Genomic DNA, 21319 nt, shown 5'->3' on the forward strand with positions numbered 1-21319 from the left:
CCCCGTCAGCGGCTCATCCAGCCCAGTTCGGCGCGGCCACTGAGGTTAACGCCCGTCCATTGCTCATCCAGCACCGTGGTGTCGCTGCCGGTGCGGCCTGCAGCGCGCCAACGGGGCATGCGGGCCCCAAACATATTGACCACACCAAACTGCGGTGCAGCCTCGGTGCAACCGGGAATCGGCACGATGGACGAACTGACTGGCCCCATCACATTGGCCGCCCAGTGGGAATAACCGGACACGGGCGTGGCCAGCAACGTGGTGCAACAGGCCAGGGCAAACAGGTCGGCCACGGGGTTGACGTCGCTTTGATGATCGGGCCCTTTGTAGTCGTAGGGGGACTTCAAGTCCAACTGAAAGGTGGGGAATTCGTCGAACAGGGCTTGCAGGGTGCTGCGTGAGCCGTTGTGCGCCACAAAAAACACCGTATCGGGTTGCAGGGCCAATACTTTGCGCATGGCGGCGGCGTACCACCACACAGGCACCGCAGGCCATTCGGTGCCAATGTCATAGCGGTCAGTGCTGACCATGTGGTAGTCGCCCTGCCGAATGTGCACGGCCACCACGGGGCGGTCGGCGTAAGGTTTGAATGAGCGGGCAATGCCCTCAGCCACAAAGGGCGCAGCCTTCACGCGGGCGGCCACGTCCATGTAGATGGGGTCCAAATATTCATCAGGGCCATCGAGTGAACGGCAGATCACCTTTTTACCGGCCAGGGTTTTGAACATCGAGAGGTCGCAATCGCGAACCCGCACGGCGCCGAGTTTGGTCCAGGGGCGTACTTTGCCCCGGGTTGTGCCTTCTACAGAGAATGAATCCAGCTCGTGCCAGTCCAGCACAATGCGGTGGCCGTATTCTTTCTGGATGGCAAAGGCCAGCGGCAGGGCCTCGAAGCGGTTGGAAATTCCGACGAATTCGTCGATGTAGAGGGTAGGCATGGGGGCTCTCCGTGCGGTGGGGCACGTCTGGATCATTTACACTTAGCCTGCACTTTAAGGCATCCCGTCCGGCTTGGTGGCCGAGGGCTGCTTCTAAACCTCACAGAATTTCAGGCGAACTGACCAACGTGCGAAAAATCCTGGTGATCAAACTGCGCCACCATGGCGATGTGCTGCTGACCACAGCCGTGTACAAAGCCCTGAAGGACGCCCTGCCCCACGCTGAAGTGGATGCGCTGGTGTACAAGGAAACGCTGCCTTTGCTGCGCAACAACCCGCACCTGCACGACACGCTGGTGATTGACCGCGGGCTGAAGGGCTGGGCCCGCATCAAAACAGAATTGGGGTTGATACTGCGGGTGCGTCGGGGGCGTTACGACGCGGTCATCCACCTGACCGACCAATGGAGTGGCGCGCTGATTGCTGCATGGTCCAAAGCGCCCATACGGGTACAGATGGCCTTTGCCAAACGCGACACACCACTGTGGCACGCCTGCTTCACCCACAAGGTAACACCGCCCCCACGCGGGCAGGCGCACGCCGTGGAATTGAACCTGTTGACGCTGCAACCTTTGGGTTTGAAAGAAGCAGCAGCTGGCGCGCGGCCCGTGCTGGTGCCCGGCCAGACAGAGTTGGACAAAGCACGGGGACTGTTGCATGAAGCGGGCATTCGGGGCGCATTCGTGCTGATTCACCCGGCTGCACGCTGGCCATTCAAATGCTGGGAAGACGAGCAGTTTGCGCAGGTGATTGCGCACCTGATGGGCAAAGGCCTGCATGTGGTGCTGACCTGCAGCCCCGACCCGGTGGAACTGGCGATGACCCGGCGCATTGAAACCCTGGCCCGCGACTTGGTGGATGAACAGGGGCTGAGCGTGCTGGTGAATTGGGGTGGACAAATGAGCCTGCCGCTGTTGGCGGCACTGCTGCAATTGAGCACCTATTATGTGGGCGTGGACTCGGCGCCCATGCACATGGCCGCCGCATTGGACAAACCGCAGGTGGCCCTGTTCGGCCCTTCGTGGGTGAATGAGTGGCGCCCCTACAGCAACCATGCCACGGTGATTTGGGCGGGCGATTACGGGCCGCTTCCCCACCCCGACAGCATCAACACCGACGACACAACACGCTTGCTGAAAGCGATTCCGGTGAGCGCAGTGGTGGAGGCGGTGGACAGGATGTTGGACAAGCACCCAGCGTAAAACTACTGCATCCCCGGCACGGTCTGAGTCTGTATCGAATACAGGTAGTGGTACTTGCCCTGCAAGTCCAGCAATTGCTCGTGGGTGCCCTGTTCAATGATCTGCCCCTGGTCGATGACCACGATGAAATCGGCGGTGACCAAGGTGGACAGACGGTGAGCAATCACCAAGGTGGTTCGGCCATGCCGCAGGCGCTCCATGTCTTCCTGCACTTCACGCTCGGCTTCAGAATCAAGCGCAGAGGTGGCCTCGTCCAGAATGAGAATCGGGGCATTTTTCAAGAAGGCACGGGCAATTGAAATACGCTGGCGCTGTCCGCCTGACAGGCGTTGACCGTTGTCGCCCAGCACGGTGTTCAAACCTTGATCGAGTTTTTCAATGAAGGGCAAGGCGCTGGCCATGCGGGCGGCTTCCAGAATCGCCTCGTCGCTGGCCTCGCGCAATTCACCATAGGCGATGTTGTTGCGCACGGTGTCATTGAGCAAATGGCTTTCCTGCGTCACCACCGCAATCTGACGGCGCAAGGCATCCAGAGACCATTCACGCACATCCACCCCGTCAACGCGCAAGGCGCCCGCCGTCACATCCATGAACCGGGGAATGAGGTTGATCAGCGTAGACTTGCCCCCACCCGACATGCCGACGATGCCCACGGTTTGGCCGGGCTGTGCGGTGAAAGAGATGTTCTGAAGTGCTGGCTCAGCTTGACCGGGGTAAGTGAGGCCCACTGAATCGAACTCGATCAACCCTGTGGCGCGCTGTGGGCGATGGGCACCGCTGTCCTGCTCAATGGGCTCATCCATCAGGCGGAATACATTTTCTGCGGCAGCCAAGCCGCGCTGCAATTGCTGGTTGATGCTGGTCAGGCGCTTGACTGGGGTGAGCAGCATCATCATGGCGGTCATGAACGACGCAAAATCACCTGCGGTCATGGTGCGCTCATCGGCCATTTGGCCCGCGAAGTACACCACAAAGGCCACGGCCGCGGCCAGCAACCATTGCACCACGGCGGAGTTGGCTGCGCTGGTGGAAATCAGCTTGACGCGGGCTTTGCGGATTTCCTCGGCGCTGTGGCTGAAGCGGTCGGCCTCCAGTTGTTGCGCACCGTACACCTTGATGATTTTCTGGGCTTGAACCGCTTCATTAATGCTTTGCACCAGCTCGGCGTGGGAGTCCTGGCTTTTGTGGGCAAAGCGATTCAGGCGCTTGGCGGCGACCGTCACGCCAATGGCAATCATCGGGATGATGGCAAAACAGATTAGCGTCAACTTCCAGTTGGTGTAGAGCAGCATGCCCAGCAAGCCCAGCACCACAGCGCCATCACGCACAGCCACAGTAATGATGTTGAAACCCGCCTCGGTGACTGCGTCCACATTGGTGGACACGGTAGAGATAACCTTCCCCGACGGGTTGGCCACGAAATAGGCACTGGGAAAACGCAGTATGCGCGCCACCATCTCGCTGCGCAGGTTTTGAACCACCAAGCCCGACAGCTTGGCGCTGCAATACTCGTTGATGTACGTGGACAAACCACGAACCAGAAACAGGCCCATGATCATCAGGGGCAACCACTGGGCAGTCTGGCTGCGCTGCGCTGCGAAGTTCTCGTCGATCAACGGCTTCATGAGCGCAGCAAACAAAGGCTCGGTGACCGCAGAGAGCACCAAGGTCAGCAGGGAAACCGCCAACAGCGGCCAGTATTTGAGACTGTAAGCCAGCAGACGCTTGTACAGCGCCCCGGTGGACAATGCGGCGGGTTCGGTCATTCGAACTCTCGAAGTCAGGGTGAGTCGAAGTGTAACCGATGGCTAAGCCATAAGGCAGATTGAAGCACTGCAAGCCGGCATTCGGCCCAGACAGGCCAAACCCCTCAAGCAAACACCCACCGCGCCTTGCCCTGCCCCAGCCAATTCTGCATTTCAATCAGCAGGTCTTCTTCCGGCCGCACTTTCCAGTCCAGGCCAAGTTGGGCCACGCAGGCAGCGTGGTTGTTGTGGTAATGAATTTCAACCGGGCAACCACGGTCGGGGTCGAGATAGGGCTTGAGGGTGTCCATCAGCCGTTGGGCATCCGACTGCCCATTCATCTGCAAATGCAGCCGGCTCACGAAATGAGCCCGGGCATCAGCCAAGCTGTACAGATTTTCCACCGACACACGCAGACCACCGGTGTAGCTGTCTTCGGACACTTTACCCTGCACCACCAACAGCGCATCTTCACGCAGCAGGTTGCGGTGTTCTTCAAACTGCTCATTGAAAATGGACAGTTCAACCTGCGCACTGGCGTCGTCCAGTAGCACTACCGCCATTTTGCCTCGGCGGGTCATCATGGTGCGCACACCGCTGATAACGCCCGCCATCCAGACCACATCGCGGCTGGGCGACAAGTCCTTCAGTTTCAGGCGCACAAACTGCCGCACCTTGTCCTCATCGGCTTTGAACAGGTGGCCGCTGAAGTAATAACCCAGCGCCAGTTTTTCCTGTTGCAGCTTTTCCCGTTCACTCCACGCGGGCACATCGACCAGCGGCGGCGGCGCATCGCCCCCCAACTCGTCGCCGAACAGGCTGACCTGCGATGCGGTGGCGTGTTGCTGGGCCGCCCACTCCATGGCTTGCCCGGCGCTGGCCAGCAATTTGGCCCGGTCGGGGTGGAGTGAATCGAAGGCGCCTGCGCGGATAAGGGCTTCCATCACACGGCGGTTGATCTGCTTGCCGTCCACACGCTTGACGAAGTCGTGCAGGCTTTCAAACGGACCATTGGCTTTACGCTCGGCCACAATGGCTTCGCAGGCGGCTTGGCCTGTGCCTTTGATGGCACCCAAGCCATAGCGAATGGCGCTGGCTTTCACGTCACCCGGCATTTTGACGGCGGCAAAGCGGTAATCCGAGGCATTCACATCGGGCCCCAGCATGGTGAGCAAGGTGCCGGGCTTTCGGCCGGGCACTTCACACATGGTGAGCGCGTCTTCGACAAACACTTTGACTTTGTCGGTGTCGTCCATGTCCGAACTCATGGATGCGGCCATGAACTCGGCGGGGTAATGGGCCTTCAACCACGCAGTGTGGTAGGCCACCAAGGCGTAGGCGGCCGAGTGCGATTTGTTGAACCCGTATTCAGCGAACTTTTCCATCAAGTCGAAAAGTTGCTTGGCCAAAGCCGGGTCAACCCCACGCTCTGTGGCGCCCGTCGTGAAAATTTCACGCTGCTTGGCCATTTCCTCGGGCTTTTTCTTGCCCATCGCACGGCGCAACAAGTCAGCGCCGCCCAGGCTGTAGCCCGCCAACAACTGGGCCACCAGCATCACCTGCTCCTGGTACACAATCACACCGTAGGTGGACTTCAGCGTATTTTCCAGGTTGGGGTGGAAGTACCACTCCGAACGGCCTTTGCCGGTTTTGCTCTGTTCTTTTTTACGCGCAATGAAGTCGTCCACCATGCCTGAGCCCAAAGGGCCGGGGCGGTTCAGCGCCATCAAGGCGATGATGTCTTCAAAGTTGTCAGGCTTGAGTTTCTTTTCCAGGTCCTTCGCGGAGCGGGATTCAGACTGGAACACTGCCGTGGTGTTGCCCGCCGAGAACAACTGATAGACCGCCGGGTCGTCCAGCGGCAAGTCTTCCAAGCGGAAATCGCGCTGGTCTTCGTAGCCTTCGCGTATCCACCGCACCGCCCAGTCCAGAATCGTCAGGTTGCGCAGACCCAAGAAGTCGAACTTCACCAGGCCCACGGCCTCCACGTCGTCCTTGTCGTACTGCGACACCACCGAGTCAGTGCCTTCGGCGCAATACAGGGGGCAGAAGTCCGTGAGTTTGCCCGGGGCGATCAACACGCCCCCGGCGTGCATACCAATGTTGCGGGTCAGGCCTTCCAGAGGCCGGGCCACCGCGATGATTTCCTTGGCCTCATCCTCTTCCTCCACCCGCTGTTTGAAGGTGGGTTCCTCGTTGAGGGCACGCTCCAAGTCCCAAGGGTCGGTGGGGGTTTGCGGAATCAGCTTGGACAGGCCATCGCAATAGTTGTAAGGCATGTCCAGCACACGCCCGGCATCGCGGATCACCGCCTTGGCGCCCAAGGTACCGAAGGTGGCAATCTGGCTCACGGCGTCGCGCCCATAACGGCGTTTCACGTAGTCGATGACGCGGTCGCGGTTGTCCTGGCAGAAGTCGATGTCGAAGTCGGGCATGGACACCCGCTCGGGGTTCAAAAACCGCTCGAACAGCAAGTCATACCGCAAAGGGTCCAAATCGGTGATGCCCAAGGCATAGGCCACCAGCGAACCTGCACCGGAACCCCGGCCAGGCCCCACCGGCACACCATTGTTCTTGCCCCAATTGATGAAGTCCTGAACGATCAGGAAGTAGCCGGGAAAACCCATGGACACAATGGTGTCGCATTCAATTTTCAGACGGGCGTCGTACGCAGGCCGCTCACGCTCACGGTCGGCGGGGTTGGGGTACAGGTGGACGAGGCGCTTCTCAAGCCCTTCTTTGGACAGGTGGACGAGGTAATCGGCCAGCGTCATACCCTCGGGCGTGGGGAAATCCGGCAAACGGGGTTTGCCCAATTCAAGCGTGAGGTTGCAGCGCTGGGCAATACGCACCGTGTTGCGCACGGCACTAGGAATGTCGGCAAACAGCGCCAGCATTTCCTCGGTGCTTTTGAAGTACTGCTGCTCGGTGAAGTGGCGAACCCTGCGCGGGTTGGACAGCATTTCACCTTGGGCAATGCACACCCTCGCCTCGTGCGGGCGAAAATCGTCTGGCTTCAGAAACTGAATGGGGTGAGTGGCCACCACAGGCAGTTGCACCTCGCTGGCCAACTGGCACGTTAATCGGGTGAGCTGCTCGGCCTCGGCACTGCCATCACGTTGCAGCTCCAGATAAAACCGGCCGGGAAACAGGTGCTCAAACTGGCGGGCCGAAGAGACTGCCTTGGGCATGTTGCCCGCAAGCAAATACTGCCCAATGTCGGAATGCTTGAAGCCAGACACGCAAAGCAAACCATCGCATTTCAATTCCTGAACCCAGGCCATGCGAATGACCGCTCGGTCCCGGCTCTGGTTCTGCAAATAAGCGCGGCTGAGCAATTCGCACAGTTGCAGATAACCGGCGTGGTTCATCACCAGCAGCAGGCAGCGCGCGGGCATGTCGTCGTCACGCTCGCTTTCGATCCACACGTCGCACGCGGCAATCGGCTTAACCCCGGCTTTGCGGGCCTTGCCATAAAACTTGATGAGGCCGAACAGGTTGGCCAAATCAGAAATGGCCAGGGCGGGCATGCGGTTCTGCACCGCAGCCTTGACGGCGTCGCCCACCCGCACGGTGCCATCAATCACCGAAAACTCGGTGTGCATGCGCAGGTGAACGAAAAGGTGATCAGGGATAGGGGTGGCGCTCATGGCTTCATTTTACCCGTATGCCCCTCCTGATTTGAGAATCTACAGGGCAGATTGATGCGCTGGACGAAACTTGGGTTTTGCGAGCCAACCCAGAAAGGACCCAGCAGGAACTCGTCAGGTGTGAACACCACCCAATTATCCTTTACGCATTTGACTCTAAGCGTTCCACCCCAGTTCATCACCTTTTTGGAGATTCCACCAATGCCAACTCTATCCACACCTACAACGATTCAGTGGACGCCCACCAGCGCAGACATAGAGCGTGGACAACCTGTCGCAGAAGCCATTGAAGAGAATGACGGGCACCCAACCATGCCTGCGGGTTGGGCGGCTATAGTGAACGGCGCTTACTTTGCAGCCCGAATGGGTGTTGCCAGCACCAGTGCTATGGCTGCTCACTACTTGGGGCTAGCCATTTTGGAAAGCAGCGGACACCAGCAGTTCCGAGGAATCGCATCCGTGGGGGATTTCATTTTGCCAGCACTGGTGGGCGGCTCTGTCGTTGCGGGTGGCCTCGGATTTATTCTTTCGACGATCAACAGCACCAACCCGGGCTGTATCCCCCAAAGATTCAGGAATGCACTGTATCAGTGACTTTTGAGCTTCTGGGTCACCGCCGCCACCCGTGCACCCAAGCGGCGGGCGGTTTCCAGGTCGGCCGCAGGTGGCGTCACCTCGGCTGGCGCGTTGTCTGACTGGGTCATCACGCCGATGGACGAACCCAAGCGGTTCAATTCGTTCACATCACCCGGCTTTTGGGTGGGTGGAATGTCGCTGCCCACCCAAATCATGCCCTGCTGCATCGCCAAAGTCACAAAGTACTGAAGCGTGCTCAGCTTGTCGCCACTCATGGACATGGAGTTGGTGAAACCTGCGGCCACCTTGTCCTTCCATGCCTGGGTGAACCACGCTTTGCTGGAGGCGTCGGCCCACACCTTGAATGGGCCGGACGGGCCGCCCATGTAGGTGGGCGAGCCGAAAATAATGCCATCCACTTCGTTGAGCAAAGCCCAAGTGGCGTCGTTCACGTCAGTGACGGAAATCAGATGGCTTTTGACACCAGCCACACTGTCCACACCCTGCTGGACAAATTGGGCCACTTTGGCGGTGTGGCCGTAGCCGCTGTGGTAAACGATGGCGATTTGAGTCATGTCAATTGCTCCTGTGTTCGGTTGAGGTTCGGCGCCGCCCGCTCAGGCGGGCAGATCAAAAAACAGCACTTCGGCATCCTGCGGCACTTCAATGCGCAGTTCGGTTTGTTCGGCCATCAGCAAGGCATCGCCGGTTTCCAGGCTTTGCCCGTTCACCAAGGCATGGCCACGGGCCAGGTGCAGGTAACCCTTGCGGCTCGGGTCCAAGCCCAAGCTCACGGTTTGAGCCTTAAGGCGGCCGGCATACACCCGCGCATCCTGATGAATGAAGGCGATGTCATGCGCCTGGGCCTGCGCCTCATCCCCCGTCACAATCAAGCCCAACTGGCCGGTGATGGTGGACACATCCAGGTCGTGGTCTTTGTAGCCAGGGTCAACGCCCAGCTTGGCTGGCTCAATCCAGATTTGAAGCAGGTGCGCCGTGTCGGAGGGGTGGTGATTCATCTCCGAGTGGCGGATGCCCGAACCGGCGCTCATGCGCTGGATCTGGTTGGGCCGAATGGCGGAACCACCGCCCAAGCTGTCGCGGTGGCTCAACTCGCCGTCCAGCATGTAGGTGATGATTTCCATGTCCCGATGACCGTGGGTGCCAAAGCCCGTGCGGGGGGCCACCCAGTCTTCATTGATGACACGCAAAGGCCCAAAACCCATGAATTTGGGGTCGTAGTACTCTGAAAAAGAAAAGCTGTGATAACTCTGAAGCCAGCCATGGTCTGCATGACCGCGCTCTTTGGATCGTCGGATTTGAAGCATGCTGTTCTCCTGTTGAGTTGATGGGTACAGTCTATGCACTTGATTTCCGGTCAACAACCGGTAGAATTCGAGCATCTTGTTCAGTTTTTTTGAATCATGATTTTGCCCCTTGAAAGCCTGGCCCTGATTGAGCTGATCGAATCCCGAGGCAGTTTTGCGGCGGCGGCCACGGCCATGAACAAGGCCCCGTCGGCCATCACCTACCAGCTGCGCCAGCTGGAGGAATCACTGGATGTGCTGATTTACGACCGCTCAGGCCACAAAGCCAAGCTGACACCCGCCGGGCGGGCTTTGCTGGAAGAAGGCCGCAAACTGCTGGAATCCAGCGAAGCGCTGACCAAGCGGGTGAAAGCCGTGGCCAGTGGCTGGGAGGCGGAGTTACGCATCGTGCTGGACTCCATCATGCCCTTTGAAGAGTTAATGCCCTGGATTGAAGAATTCGACCGCCTGGGCTGCCCCACGCGCCTGCGGTTTTCCACCGAAGTGCTGTCGGGCACTTGGGAAGCCCTGTATTCGGGCCGCGCCGACCTGCTGATCGGCAGCCGGCTGGACCAAAATCAGTTTGCGATGGCCACCGGCCTGAACATTCAAAACATCGGCCATTCCACCTTCCTGTTTGCGGTGGCCCCGCACCACCCCTTGGCCAAAGTGGAAGGGGTGCTGTGCAAAGACGACATCGGCCAACACCGCGCCGTGGCCGTTGGCGACACCTCGCGCAACTTCAAGCCCATGACCTTTGGCCTGCAAACCGGGCAAGCCGTGCTGACGGTGCCCAACCTCAAGGCCAAAGTGGACGCCCAACTGGCGGGGCTGGGGTGCGGGTGGCTGCCCTGGAATTTGATTGCAGACCATGTGGCGCAAGGCCGTCTGATTCTGAAACAGACCGAAGACCCGGAACGCCAAGGCACCCTGTGCTGCGCCTGGCACAAAGGCAACTCCGGCAAAGCCTTGGAATGGTGGATTGCCCAACTGGGGCGACTGAAGTTGAACTTCAGCCCACCCCCGCAACTGCTGGGCGGGGCCTGAAGCCGTGTCGGCCTATGTTGGGCGCTTTGCGCCCTCCCCCACCGGGCCACTGCACCTAGGCTCGCTGGCCACAGCACTGGGCAGTTGGCTGGACGCGCAAGTGCACCAGGGCCGTTGGCTGGTTCGCATTGAAGACATTGACCCAGAGCGTTGCAAGCCAGAGCACACCAGCGCCATTCTTCAGGCATTGCATGCGCACGGCTTGCACCCCGACGAGCCAATCTGGACACAAAGCCAACGCCACGACGTGTACGACCACACCCTTGAACACTTGCTGCATGCGGGCGCAGTGTACCCCTGTGCATGCACCCGCAAGGAATTGGACGCCGCCAACCAGCACCGTGCGTTTGGCGACAACCGGGTGTACCCGGGCACCTGCCGGCATGGCATGCCGAAGGGGCGCACCGCCCGGGCCTTGCGCCTGCGGGTGCCGGAAACGCCTGTGGTGTGGACGGACTGGCGGCTAGGCCCCCAAGCTGAGGACTTGAACCACACCAGCGGTGATTTTGTGTTGAAACGGGGGGATGGGCACTGGGCGTACCACTGGGTGGTGGTGGTGGATGACGCCTTGGCCGGGGTAACGGATGTGGTTCGCGGGGAAGACCTGACCGACACCACAGGCCGACAGGTGGCTGTGTACAGGGCCATGGGCTGGCCTGAACCACGGTACTTTCATTTGCCGGTGATTCTGGCTGAAGATGGCCAAAAATTGTCCAAACAAACTGGGGCGCAAGCGCTGGATTGCCAATGCCCCTTGGACAATCTGGCCCACGTGTGGTCACATTTTGGAATGCCCGCCTTGGGCGCAGGGCTGAGCCTGACCGGTTGGTTGCAAAAGGCGGTGCCCATTTGGGCGAATTACCGGGCAGCCCACAGGCACCCGGCCGTTTGACTCAAGAGGAGCGGCGCTGGCCACCCAGCAAAAACGCCACTGGTGCAGTGTTCTTGCCTTTGCGGGCCGCAGGTGCGCCCGACACACCCGCTGAATCCGCAGCAGGCTGATCGGCCTCGTTGGGCTTTTCGACATAGGGCGCGTCGAACAGGGAATCACGAACACGGGTTTGCGCCAGTTTGGCCCGCAAACGCTCGTATTCCGCATCGCGGTGAATGGTGGCTTTCTCGTCGTAGCGGGCGCCCTGGTAAGCGCGGCCGGTGCTTTCACGGGCTTCGCGGGTTTGGCGGCGCTCGCGCTGCTGCTCAATGGCAGCCGGGTCACGCTCGGTGCGTTCACGCTCACGTGGCGCACGGGCTGTGGGCGCAGCGCTGAATGCGCGTGCGTTGGGGTTGAAGCCCTCCAGCTCTTGCCGCTCGAACGACTTGTTGATCAGCTTTTCAATGTCCTTGAGTACACGGTCATTGCTCTTGACCATGAAGGAATACGCCGTGCCCTTGGCCCCGGCGCGCCCTGTTCGGCCAATGCGGTGAACATAGTCCTCAGGGGTGGTCGGCAAGTCGTAGTTAATGACGCAGGGCAACTCGGGAATGTCCAGGCCACGGGCCGCCACGTCAGTGGCCACCAGTACATGCACCTCACCGGCCTTGAAGGCATCCAGTGCCTTCATGCGTTCCAGTTGCGACTTGTCACCATGAATGGCTGTGGCCGACACACCCTCACGCTCCAGATGGCGTGCCAGGCGGGCAGTGCCCAGCTTGGTGTTGGAAAACACGATGACCTGTTTCAAGTCTTTGCTGCGGATGAGGTGGCACACCGCAGCGCGCTTGTCTTCCTCGCTGTCCAGCGCGAACATCACTTGGGCGATATTCTCGGAGGTGGCATTGCGGCGGGCCACCTCAATCAGGGTCGGCTTGTTCATGAAGCTTTTGGCAAGCTTCTGGATTTCCGGCGAAAACGTGGCCGAGAACATCAGGTTCTGGCGGGTTTTGGGCAGCAGGTTGATGATGCGCTGCAAATCGGGCAAAAAGCCCATGTCCAGCATGCGGTCCGCTTCATCCAGCACCAACACCTGAACCTGGCTCAGGTTAATGGTTTTTTGCTGCACGTGGTCCAGCAGGCGGCCCGGTGTGGCAATCACGATTTCCACACCACGGCGCAAGGCCTGAATCTGGGGGTTCATGTCCACGCCCCCGTAAATCATGGTGCTGCGCAGGGGCGTGTACTTGGCGTAGGTGTTCACATTGCTGGCCACTTGGTCAGCCAGTTCACGGGTGGGCGCCAGCATGAGGGCACGCACCGGGTGACGGGCTGGCGATGTGCTGTCGGTGGCCAAGGGCATCAAGCGGTTCAGAATGGGCAGCGAGAAGCCCGCTGTTTTACCCGTCCCGGTTTGGGCCGCACCCATCACGTCCACACCGGTCAGCACCACAGGAATGGCTTTGGCCTGAATCGGCGTGGGCTTGACGTAGCCCTGTTCATCAATGGCCTTCTGAATAGTGGGGTGCAGGCCAAAATCGGCGAACGTGACTTTGGCCAGTTCAGCGTCGTCAGCCAGAACGGGGATGCTTGCGGGGGGGGTTTCTTGACTCATGCGCGCATTGTAAACCCGCTGGGTGCTTATTTTTTATGCAGAGCCACCAAATCGCCTTTGGCGGCCCCCAGCCCCTCTGAACTGTTTGTTTATTGCGACACCCCTCGCATGAACTCCTCCACCTGCCTCATGGCTATGGACGCGAGGTTGGCTTGGGCCTCCAATGTGGCCCAGGCAATGTGGGGGGTGACGATGCAACGCGGGTGAGACCAAGTCAACATGGGGTGATCGGCTGGTGGGGGCTCAATCTCAAGCACATCGATGGCGGCCCCGCCCAAGTGGCCACTGTCCAGCGACGCCTTCAGGGCATCAAACTGCACCAGCGCACCCCGGGCCGTGTTCACCAGAATGGCACCGGGCTTCATGGCAGCGAACTCTGCCGCCCCCATCAAGCCACGGGTCTGGTCATTCAAGGGGCAATGCAGGCTCAGTACATCGCAGCGGGCCAAGGCCTCCTGGAATGCCACATAGCCTGGGCGAACCTCCGTGGCGTCGCGTCGCTCCACCCGAATCACCGCCATGCCAAAAGCGCGGGCGAATTGGGCCACATGGTCACCAATGGCCCCGTTACCCAGCACACCCAAAGTCATGGACTTCAAGCTGCGCATGGGGAAGTCGTGCATGCAGAAAAAGCGGGACTTGCTCCACTGCCCCGCGTTCACAAGGCCCTGCCACTCCGGCACACGGCGGGTCAATTGCAGCACACAGGCCATGGCATGCTCAGCCACCGCATCGGGCCCGTAGTTCACCACATTGCGCACCACAATGCCCCGCTCGCGGGCGGCCACTTGGTCCACATTGTCCATGCCGGTGGCCATCAACTGAATCATCTTCAGTCCCGGCGCCTGGTCCATCACTTCCGCGGTGATTCGGCATTTGTTCACCAGCAACACCTGCGCCTCGCGCACACGGTCGATCACTTCGCCTGCGCCGGTGTAGGCGTACTCAATCCACTCATTGGCCGTTTGGGGCCGTGGCAATGGCACCCTCATGCTGTCTTTCTCTAACCAAACGATTTTCAAAGCCTGCTCCCTTCAACAGCCAGGTACTGCCGCCTCGGCGACACAAGGCCTCAAGGCTAATGGCTTTTACGCGACACGATCCACTGGTGTTTTCCATGAAACACAGGCACATTGAACTGGAGGGTGCAGACCGACGCCCAGCACGGAGATGAGAGGATGAAAAAATACGAAGGCAAGTTGAACATGGCCATGGGCGTGACCAAGCAAAAGCTGGGTGAACTCACCGGTAACCGCAACCTGGCGCGTGAAGGCCAGATGCAGAAAATCAAGGGCGTGACTCAAGACGCCACCGAAAACGCCAAAGCCGTGGCCAAAGGGGTGAGTCAGGAAGTGGTGAAGCAAAGCCGCAAAGGCGCCAAGAAACTGGTGAAAGACATCAACCAGACCTTTGCCCAAACCAATGTGAAAGCCCAGTCCACCGTGCGCGAAGCCGGCAACAAACTGGAAGCCACACTGATCAAGATTCACCAGTTGTTGAAGTAAGGGCAGCGGCAGGCCCGCTTCGAATGTAGGGGTGTTCAGGCGAAGGCGCAATGCGGTGGCAGTTCTTGCCCGACTTCTTGGCCTGATACATCAAGGTGTCGGCCAATTCCATCAACCCGGCAATGTTGTTGGCGTGTTGTGGGTAAATGGCCCCGCCCACGCTGCAGGTGACCACCAACCCATGGTTGGTGCGCAGGCGGTTCAGGTGTTTGTCGTTGGCAAACGACTCAATGATTCGGTTGGCCACATTCGTGAGCAACTGCGGATTGCAGCGGGTCATGATGACAGCAAACTCATCGCCCCCCAAGCGGGCCACGCTGTCGGAATTGCGGGTGGCCCCTTTGAGCAACACCGCTGCGGTTTTCAACACCTGGTCGCCCGCCTTGTGGCCCAAGGTGTCATTGACTGACTTGAACCCATCCAAGTCCAGAAACAACAGGCCCAGTTGCTCGCCCGGCAACGTGCGGGACACGCGGGCCTGAAGCGTCAAATCAAACCCTCTGCGGTTCAGCACTTCAGTCAGCGGGTCGCGTTCCACTTCGTTGCGCAAGTCCTCGACATTTTTGCGGATGCTCACATCCTCAGCGATCAGCACACCATGGGGGCCCTGGCCTTGGTCGCTGTAAATCACGAAGCGAAACTGCAACACACGGCCTTCGTCAAAATCCAGTTCGATCGGCACTTTGTGATGGCCGAAATAGTCGGTGATGAGGTCGCGCAACAGGGGGGCCTGGTCAGCCACCAAACCGGCGCTCATCAAGAGGGTTTCCAGGCGCGGGGTCTCGTTGTAAGGAAATGGCAGCCGCAGCATTTGGGCCAAGGCTTTATTCACATACAACACCGTGAAGTTTTCACCCAAGTAGGCGACGCCACTGCCCAAGGAAGACAACAAGAGGTCCAATCGGTTTTTCTCGGCCACAGAGGCCGCATGACTGCGCTCCATGGCTTCCATTTGGGCACCAATCGCCTCGGCCATGCGGTTGAAGGCCGAACCCAAATCAGAAATTTCATCGCGCCCCACCACCGCAATCCGCGACTCAATACGCCCCGCCTGCAAGGCCATCGCCTTTTGACGCAAATCCTCCAGCCGCGCGCTCAGCGCACGGCTCAGCCCAAGCAGAATGAGGCTGCAGGCCACGGAACTGAGTGCAAAAATGCCCATGACAAACTCAACCATGTCATTGCGCTGCGCATACACCTCCTCGGGGTTGAACACCACATACAGACGCTGCTTGGAACGTGGCAAATCAAAGCTGGCGCGCAGGTCGGCTGGCACCTGCACTTGGGCCGTGTGCCCACCGGCAAACATCTCGCCATAGGTGAGGGTTCGGCGGCCTTCATCCTCCACCCAAATGCCCAGCGGCCTGTACCGGCTGTGAAAGTTGCGGGCAATCGACATCAGTGTGTTCTGAACTTCGCGCGGAGCCGTGGAATGCAGACGCACCAATTCCTGCTCCAGCTCGAACTTGGGCACGGCCAGGTCTTCAATGGCCACCCGGCTCATGTGCACGAATTGAATGGCCGCAAACACCACGCCCAGGCACACCTGGGCCAGAAACGTGGTCAACAGCCATTTCCATTTGAATGACACTGGAACACCCCCGAGAAGTCACACTCACCGTGCTGACCCCGAAAGTATGGGTGCGCTGCAACGTTGGCCCAATACCACGAGAGGGGCAGACCTCGCCCAAAAAACGAAAATAAATCGCAGTTTTGGGCACTGGCTGTGCGGAGAGGCCAAATTTTTGACATAATCCGCGTTCTTGCCGAGGTGGCGGAATTGGTAGACGCGCCGGACTCAAAATCCGGTGGTAGTGATATCGTGCGGGTTCGATTCCCGCCCTCGGCACCATTTCCCTGGACATCATGAAGCTGTCCGAATTCGATTTTCACCTTCCCGAACATCTGATTGCCCAGCACCCTCCTGAAGTGCGCGGCCAGTCTCGCCTGTTGGTTTGCCCCAAAGCGGGTGAATTCAAGCACCTGCAATTCTCCGACATCACCCAACAGTTGCAGCCCGGCGATGTGCTCGTCATCAACAACACCCGGGTGCTGAAAGCACGCATGCCCGGCGAAAAAGCCACAGGCGGGAAGATTGAGGTGATGCTGGAACGCATCCTGGATGACCGGCGATTCACCGCCATGATCCGCGCGAGCAAAGCCCCCAAACCCGGTGGCGAAATTGTACTGGGTGGCGTGGCCAGGGGCACCGTGCTTTCCAAGCACGACATGATGTACACCGTGGAACTGGACAGCCAAGCCCCCGACATTCTGGCGCTGCTGGACCACTGTGGCTCCATTCCCCTGCCCCCGTACATTGCCCACGAAGCCACCGAGCAGGACGAAGAGCGCTACCAAACCGTGTTCGCCCAAGAACCCGGTGCGGTGGCTGCGCCCACTGCTGGCCTGCATTTCACCGACGCCTTGCTGGATGACTTGCGGGCACGGGGCGTGCACGTGACCGAACTGACCCTGCATGTGGGCGCAGGCACGTTTTTGCCCGTGAAAACAGACGATGTGGACCAGCACGTGATGCACAGCGAACGCTTTTCCATCCAGGGCAGCACTGTGCGCACTTTGTTGGCCTGCAAGGAAGCGGGCCACCGTATTGTGGCGGTGGGCACCACCAGCCTGCGAGCGCTGGAAGCGTGGGCACAAGACACAGGCTGCGACCTGAACACTGCTGACGGCCGCCTGAAAGCGGGACAGTTTGCGGAACAGGGTTATGCAGGCGACACCCAGATTTTCATCAAACCCGGCCACGCATTTCGCACCGCCGACTGCCTGATCACCAATTTTCACCTGCCCAAAAGCACGCTGCTGATGCTGGTGTCGGCATTCAGCGGCAAGTCGCGGATCTTGTCCGCATATCAGGAAGCGATTGCGCAACAATACAGGTTCTTCAGTTATGGCGATGCCATGTGGCTTGAACGAACCTGCGCATGACCCACACCTTTCAATTCACTGCCAACGACCAAACCTCGATCGCAGTACACGGCTGGCAACCTCAGGGGCAAACGCCTGCATTGCACTGGGCCCATGCCAACGGTTTCAGTGGGTTAACGTATGCCCCACTGCTGGCCCCGCTGGCGCAACGCATGCCGGTGTGGAGCTGGGACATGCGTGGCCACGGCCACAGCCGGGCAGCGGGTAACGCGGCCAACTTCAAAGGCTGGCGCACGTATTACCAGGACATGGCTGCCTTGCTGGACCAATGCCCCGAACCTGTTTGGCTGGCTGGCCATTCAGTAGGGGCCACCACCAGCCTGGTGGCAGCCAGCCTGCGGCCCGAGAAGGTTAAAGGCTTGGTGCTGGTGGAGCCCGTGTTGATCAGTGCAAGCCAAGGCTGGCTGATGCGGGCCATTCAACTGGCCGGGCAAGCCCACCGGTTTCCCTTGGCCGCTGGCGCACAGCGGCGGCGCAACCAGTTCCCCAACCGGGAAGCGGTGCTGTCTGCCTACCAAGGCAAAAGGGCATTTGCAGGTTGGGGCGAAGGGTGGCTGGACAGTTACGTGGAACACGGCTTTGTAGACAGTGCAGAAGGCGGTGTCGAGCTGGCCTGCCCCGGCGCGTGGGAGGCGATGACCTTCCGGCACACCGAACACAATGCCCTGCGTTGGTTGAACGGCCTGAAATGCCCGGTGCTGATTTTGGCGGGCACGCGCGAATCCACCTGCCCCCAAGCAGGCCATGCGCGGATTCAACGCCACTTGCCCCAAGCCCGCATCGAACTGATCGACGGCGCCACGCATTTCCTGCCCATGGAAAAAACCGAACTGGTGTTGCACAAGCTGCTGGAATTCACAAAGGCCTGAGCCGGTTACCTTGAGGCAACAAAAAACCCCGCTGAATTCAGCGGGGTTTTTTGTTGGAGCGAAGCCGATGTTACTCGACCGCTTTCACCATGTCTTCGATGACTTTCTTGGCATCGCCAAACACCATCATGGTTTTGTCCATGTAGAACAGCTCGTTGTCCAAGCCCGCATAACCTGCGTTCATGGAGCGCTTGTTCACAATGATGGTCTTGGCCTTGTAGGCTTCCAGAATCGGCATGCCTGCAATCGGGCTCTTCGGGTCGGTCTTCGCAGCGGGGTTCACCACGTCGTTGGCACCCAGCACCAACACCACGTCCGTTTGGCCAAATTCGCTGTTGATGTCTTCCATCTCGAACACCTGGTCGTAGGGTACTTCAGCCTCGGCCAGCAGCACGTTCATGTGGCCAGGCATACGGCCAGCCACGGGGTGAATCGCGTACTTCACCGTCACGCCCAAGTGGGTCAGCTTTTCAGACAGCTCTTTCAGCGCGTGCTGCGCACGGGCCACGGCCAAGCCGTAGCCGGGCACGATGGTCACGGTTTCTGCGTTGGTCAGCAAGAAGGCGACGTCATCGGCGGAACCGCTCTTGACCGTGCGCTGCTGCTGGGAACCACCGCCGCCTGCGTCGGCTTCGCCACCAAAGCCGCCCAGAATCACGTTGAAGAACGACCGGTTCATCGCCTTGCACATGATGTAGGACAGAATGGCACCGGAAGAACCCACCAGCGAACCCGCCACGATCAGCATGCTGTTGTTCAGCGAAAAACCAATGCCTGCTGCCGCCCAGCCAGAATAGCTGTTGAGCATCGAGACCACCACGGGCATGTCAGCACCGCCGATGGGGATGATCAGCGTCACACCCAGCACAAAGGCTGCAACCGTCATGATGATGAAGGGCGTCCAGTCCTGAGTGATGGCGAAGGCAATGCCCGAGCCAATCATCACCAGGCCCAGAATGGCGTTCAATGGGTGCTGGCCGGGAAAGCGCACGGGTGCGCCCTGGAACAGGCGAAACTTGTACTTGCCACTGAGCTTGCCGAAGGCGATCACGGAGCCTGAGAAGGTGATGGCACCCACAAAAGTTCCGATGAACAATTCAAGCTTGTTGCCCAGCGGAATTTCGGTCACGCCTTGGGGCACGATGCCAAATGCAGCAGGTTCTGCCACTGCAGCCACCGCAATGGCCACGGCAGCCAAACCAATCATGCTGTGCATGAAGGCCACCAGCTCGGGCATTTTGGTCATTTCCACGCGCTTGGCCATGATGGCACCTGCACCACCACCCACCACCAGGCCCGCCAGCACATAACCCAGACCGGTTACGGCTGAATCGCCGGCCAGCTTGAAGATCAAGGCAATGGTGGTGAGTACGGCGATGGCCATACCGACCATGCCGAAAGTGTTGCCCGCGCGGGACGAGGTGGGGTGCGACAGGCCCTTCAAGGCCTGAATGAAACAGATGGACGCCACCAGGTACAACAGCGTCACTGTGTTGAAACTGATATTCATTGAGTTCTCCAGAGTCGCTGTGGGCTTATTTCTTTTTCTTGAACATTTCAAGCATGCGGCGGGTCACCAGGAAACCGCCAAACACGTTGACAGCGGCCAGTGCCACGGCCAATACACCCATGACTTTGCCCAAAGGGGTCACCGTGAGGGCGGCTGCCAGCATGGCACCCACAATCACGATGGCGGAAATCGCATTGGTCACCGCCATCAATGGCGTGTGCAATGCGGGGGTCACGTTCCACACCACGTGGTAGCCCACATAAATGGCGAGCACAAAAATGATGAGGTTGATGACGGTGGGGCTGACTACGTCCATGATTCGGCTCCCTTAAGCGTTCTTGCGTTTGAGTTCACCGCCAGTGCACATCAGGCAGGCGGCGACGATGTCGTCTTCGAGGTCGATCTTGAAAGCGGCTTCTTTGTCGAACACCAGTTTCAGGAAATCGAGCACGTTGCGGGCGTACAGGGCGGAAGCATCGGCTGCCACCATGGCTGGCAGGTTGGCGTAGCCCACCACCTTCACGCCATTGACATCCACAATCTCGTTGAGCTGCGACAGTGGGCAGTTGCCGCCCTGCTCCACAGCCAGGTCGATGATCACAGAACCGGGCTTCATTTGGCGCACGGTTTCTTCGTGCAGCAGCGTGGGGGCTTTGCGGCCGGGAATCAGCGCGGTCGTGATGACGATGTCGCTTTTGATGGCCTTTTCATGAACAGCCGCAGCCTGACGCTTCATCCAGCTTTCAGGCATGGGGCGCGCATAGCCGCCCACACCTTGGGCGATTTCACGTTCTTCGTCGGTCTCGAAGGGAACGTCCACAAATTTGGCACCCAAGGACTCAACCTGCTCTTTGGTGGCGGGGCGAACGTCGGACGCTTCGATGACCGCACCCAAGCGCTTGGCGGTGGCGATGGCCTGCAGGCCTGCAACGCCCACACCCAGAATCAGCACACGGGCGGCTTTCACGGTGCCTGCAGCCGTCATCAGCATGGGCATGAAACGCTGGTACACATTGGCGGCCAGCATGACGGCTTTGTAACCGGCAATGTTGGCTTGTGAAGACAGCACATCCATGCTTTGGGCGCGTGTGGTGCGCGGCGCAGCTTCCAGCGCAAAGGCGGTCAAACCGGCTTTGTTCATGGCCTCAAGGCCTGCGCTGTCGAAGGGGTTCAGCATGCCCACCACGATCTGGCCTGCACGGTAGGCCGAAATTTCATTTTCGGCTGGAGCGCGCACTTTCAGAATCATGTCGGCCTGGGCCAGCACATCCATGGCACGGTCAACGATCTGGGCACCCACCTCTTTGTAGGCTTCGTCAGTGATGGAACTGGCCACGCCAGCACCGGCTTGCACGATCACCTCATGTTTTTGGGCAATCAGCTTCTTCACCGTCTCCGGCGTTGCAGCAACACGCGTTTCACCGGACCGTGTTTCGGCCGGGATTCCGATTTTCATGGACTTCTCCTTGAAGGGCAGCGCTTGTCTAGTATCAGTGGGGTTAACAGGGGTGCGGCAGCAGCGGCACACACCCGGACGT

General features: G+C 59.5%; 18 protein-coding genes and 1 tRNA gene. 8 read left to right on the forward strand and 11 right to left on the reverse strand.

Features of this window, described 5'->3' with window-relative positions:
• Window positions 1-5: 5 nt before the first annotated feature.
• Entirely contained in the window at window positions 6-938 is a 933-nt protein-coding gene (locus tag ACK4FF_RS08900) for a hypothetical protein (protein ID WP_409707624.1), read from the reverse strand.
• 128 nt (window positions 939-1066) lie between these two features.
• On the opposite strand from ACK4FF_RS08900, the gene rfaQ reads away from it, so the two are divergent.
• Window positions 1067-2140 (forward strand): putative lipopolysaccharide heptosyltransferase III, encoded by a 1074-nt coding sequence (gene rfaQ, locus ACK4FF_RS08905; protein ID WP_409707627.1) that lies wholly within the window; start codon window positions 1067-1069, stop codon window positions 2138-2140.
• Window positions 2141-2142: 2 nt separating this feature from the next.
• On the opposite strand, the gene msbA is transcribed toward rfaQ, so the two are convergent.
• Window positions 2143-3906 (reverse strand): lipid A export permease/ATP-binding protein MsbA, encoded by a 1764-nt coding sequence (msbA, locus tag ACK4FF_RS08910; protein ID WP_409707630.1) that lies wholly within the window; start codon window positions 3904-3906, stop codon window positions 2143-2145.
• Between the two features lie 104 nt (window positions 3907-4010).
• On the reverse strand, window positions 4011-7535 hold the full coding sequence (gene dnaE, locus ACK4FF_RS08915) for a DNA polymerase III subunit alpha (RefSeq protein ID WP_409707633.1): 3525 nt from the start codon (window positions 7533-7535) through the stop codon (window positions 4011-4013).
• Window positions 7536-7655: 120 nt separating this feature from the next.
• On the opposite strand from dnaE, the gene ACK4FF_RS08920 reads away from it, so the two are divergent.
• The gene (locus tag ACK4FF_RS08920; RefSeq protein ID WP_409707636.1) at window positions 7656-8129 is read left to right on the forward strand and encodes a hypothetical protein; all 474 of its coding nucleotides are present in this window, start codon (window positions 7656-7658) and stop codon (window positions 8127-8129) included.
• Here ACK4FF_RS08920 and ACK4FF_RS08925 read toward each other — a convergent pair.
• Window positions 8123-8686, reverse strand: coding sequence for a flavodoxin family protein (locus ACK4FF_RS08925; protein WP_409707639.1), 564 nt, complete (start codon window positions 8684-8686; stop codon window positions 8123-8125). The two genes, ACK4FF_RS08920 and ACK4FF_RS08925, sit on opposite strands and share 7 nt — an antisense overlap.
• A 42-nt stretch (window positions 8687-8728) precedes the next feature.
• Window positions 8729-9439, reverse strand: a complete 711-nt coding sequence (locus ACK4FF_RS08930; RefSeq protein WP_409707642.1) for a pirin family protein — start codon at window positions 9437-9439, stop codon at window positions 8729-8731.
• Window positions 9440-9535: 96 nt separating this feature from the next.
• Here ACK4FF_RS08930 and ACK4FF_RS08935 point away from each other — a divergent pair, with 96 nt between their 5' ends.
• Both ACK4FF_RS08935 and gluQRS read left to right on the forward strand, forming a co-directional pair.
• Window positions 9536-10465: a LysR substrate-binding domain-containing protein gene (locus tag ACK4FF_RS08935; protein WP_409707645.1), complete on the forward strand. Its 930-nt coding sequence runs from the start codon at window positions 9536-9538 to the stop codon at window positions 10463-10465.
• Between the two features lie 4 nt (window positions 10466-10469).
• Window positions 10470-11357, forward strand: coding sequence for a tRNA glutamyl-Q(34) synthetase GluQRS (gene gluQRS / locus ACK4FF_RS08940; RefSeq protein WP_409707648.1), 888 nt, complete (start codon window positions 10470-10472; stop codon window positions 11355-11357).
• A gap of 1 nt (window position 11358) precedes the next feature.
• On the opposite strand, the gene ACK4FF_RS08945 is transcribed toward gluQRS, so the two are convergent.
• Complete coding sequence (locus tag ACK4FF_RS08945) at window positions 11359-12951, reverse strand: DEAD/DEAH box helicase (protein ID WP_409707651.1); 1593 nt, start codon at window positions 12949-12951, stop codon at window positions 11359-11361.
• Window positions 12952-13040: 89 nt separating this feature from the next.
• On the reverse strand, window positions 13041-13943 hold the full coding sequence (locus ACK4FF_RS08950; RefSeq protein ID WP_409707654.1) for a D-2-hydroxyacid dehydrogenase: 903 nt from the start codon (window positions 13941-13943) through the stop codon (window positions 13041-13043).
• 186 nt (window positions 13944-14129) lie between these two features.
• On the opposite strand from ACK4FF_RS08950, the gene ACK4FF_RS08955 reads away from it, so the two are divergent.
• Window positions 14130-14456 (forward strand): CsbD family protein, encoded by a 327-nt coding sequence (locus ACK4FF_RS08955; RefSeq protein WP_409707657.1) that lies wholly within the window; start codon window positions 14130-14132, stop codon window positions 14454-14456.
• Here ACK4FF_RS08955 and ACK4FF_RS08960 read toward each other — a convergent pair.
• Complete coding sequence (locus ACK4FF_RS08960) at window positions 14431-16023, reverse strand: diguanylate cyclase domain-containing protein (protein WP_409707660.1); 1593 nt, start codon at window positions 16021-16023, stop codon at window positions 14431-14433. The genes ACK4FF_RS08955 and ACK4FF_RS08960 overlap by 26 nt on opposite strands.
• A 198-nt stretch (window positions 16024-16221) precedes the next feature.
• Between ACK4FF_RS08960 and ACK4FF_RS08965 the strand changes: the two genes are divergently transcribed.
• The 3 genes from ACK4FF_RS08965 to ACK4FF_RS08975 all read left to right on the forward strand — a co-directional run bounded on the left by ACK4FF_RS08965 (window position 16222) and on the right by ACK4FF_RS08975 (window position 18271).
• Window positions 16222-16308: transfer RNA gene (locus tag ACK4FF_RS08965), tRNA-Leu, on the forward strand.
• Between the two features lie 11 nt (window positions 16309-16319).
• On the forward strand, window positions 16320-17402 hold the full coding sequence (gene queA, locus ACK4FF_RS08970) for a tRNA preQ1(34) S-adenosylmethionine ribosyltransferase-isomerase QueA (RefSeq protein WP_409707899.1): 1083 nt from the start codon (window positions 16320-16322) through the stop codon (window positions 17400-17402).
• Window positions 17399-18271: an alpha/beta fold hydrolase gene (locus tag ACK4FF_RS08975; RefSeq protein ID WP_409707663.1), complete on the forward strand. Its 873-nt coding sequence runs from the start codon at window positions 17399-17401 to the stop codon at window positions 18269-18271. Before queA ends, ACK4FF_RS08975 begins: the two co-directional genes overlap by 4 nt.
• Window positions 18272-18341: 70 nt before the next feature.
• Here ACK4FF_RS08975 and ACK4FF_RS08980 read toward each other — a convergent pair whose 3' ends face one another.
• Genes ACK4FF_RS08980 through ACK4FF_RS08990 form a run of 3 tightly spaced genes read right to left on the reverse strand, consistent with a single transcriptional unit; the run spans window position 18342 to window position 21237 of the window.
• Window positions 18342-19781 (reverse strand): NAD(P)(+) transhydrogenase (Re/Si-specific) subunit beta, encoded by a 1440-nt coding sequence (locus tag ACK4FF_RS08980; protein ID WP_409707666.1) that lies wholly within the window; start codon window positions 19779-19781, stop codon window positions 18342-18344.
• A gap of 25 nt (window positions 19782-19806) precedes the next feature.
• Complete coding sequence (locus tag ACK4FF_RS08985; protein ID WP_409707669.1) at window positions 19807-20097, reverse strand: NAD(P) transhydrogenase subunit alpha; 291 nt, start codon at window positions 20095-20097, stop codon at window positions 19807-19809.
• Window positions 20098-20109: 12 nt separating this feature from the next.
• Window positions 20110-21237: a Re/Si-specific NAD(P)(+) transhydrogenase subunit alpha gene (locus ACK4FF_RS08990; protein ID WP_409707672.1), complete on the reverse strand. Its 1128-nt coding sequence runs from the start codon at window positions 21235-21237 to the stop codon at window positions 20110-20112.
• Between the last annotated feature and the right edge of the window lie 82 nt (window positions 21238-21319).

Origin of the sequence: Limnobacter sp. (assembly GCF_046297615.1) — a bacterium.
In the GTDB taxonomy this organism is placed as follows: domain Bacteria; phylum Pseudomonadota; class Gammaproteobacteria; order Burkholderiales; family Burkholderiaceae_B; genus Limnobacter.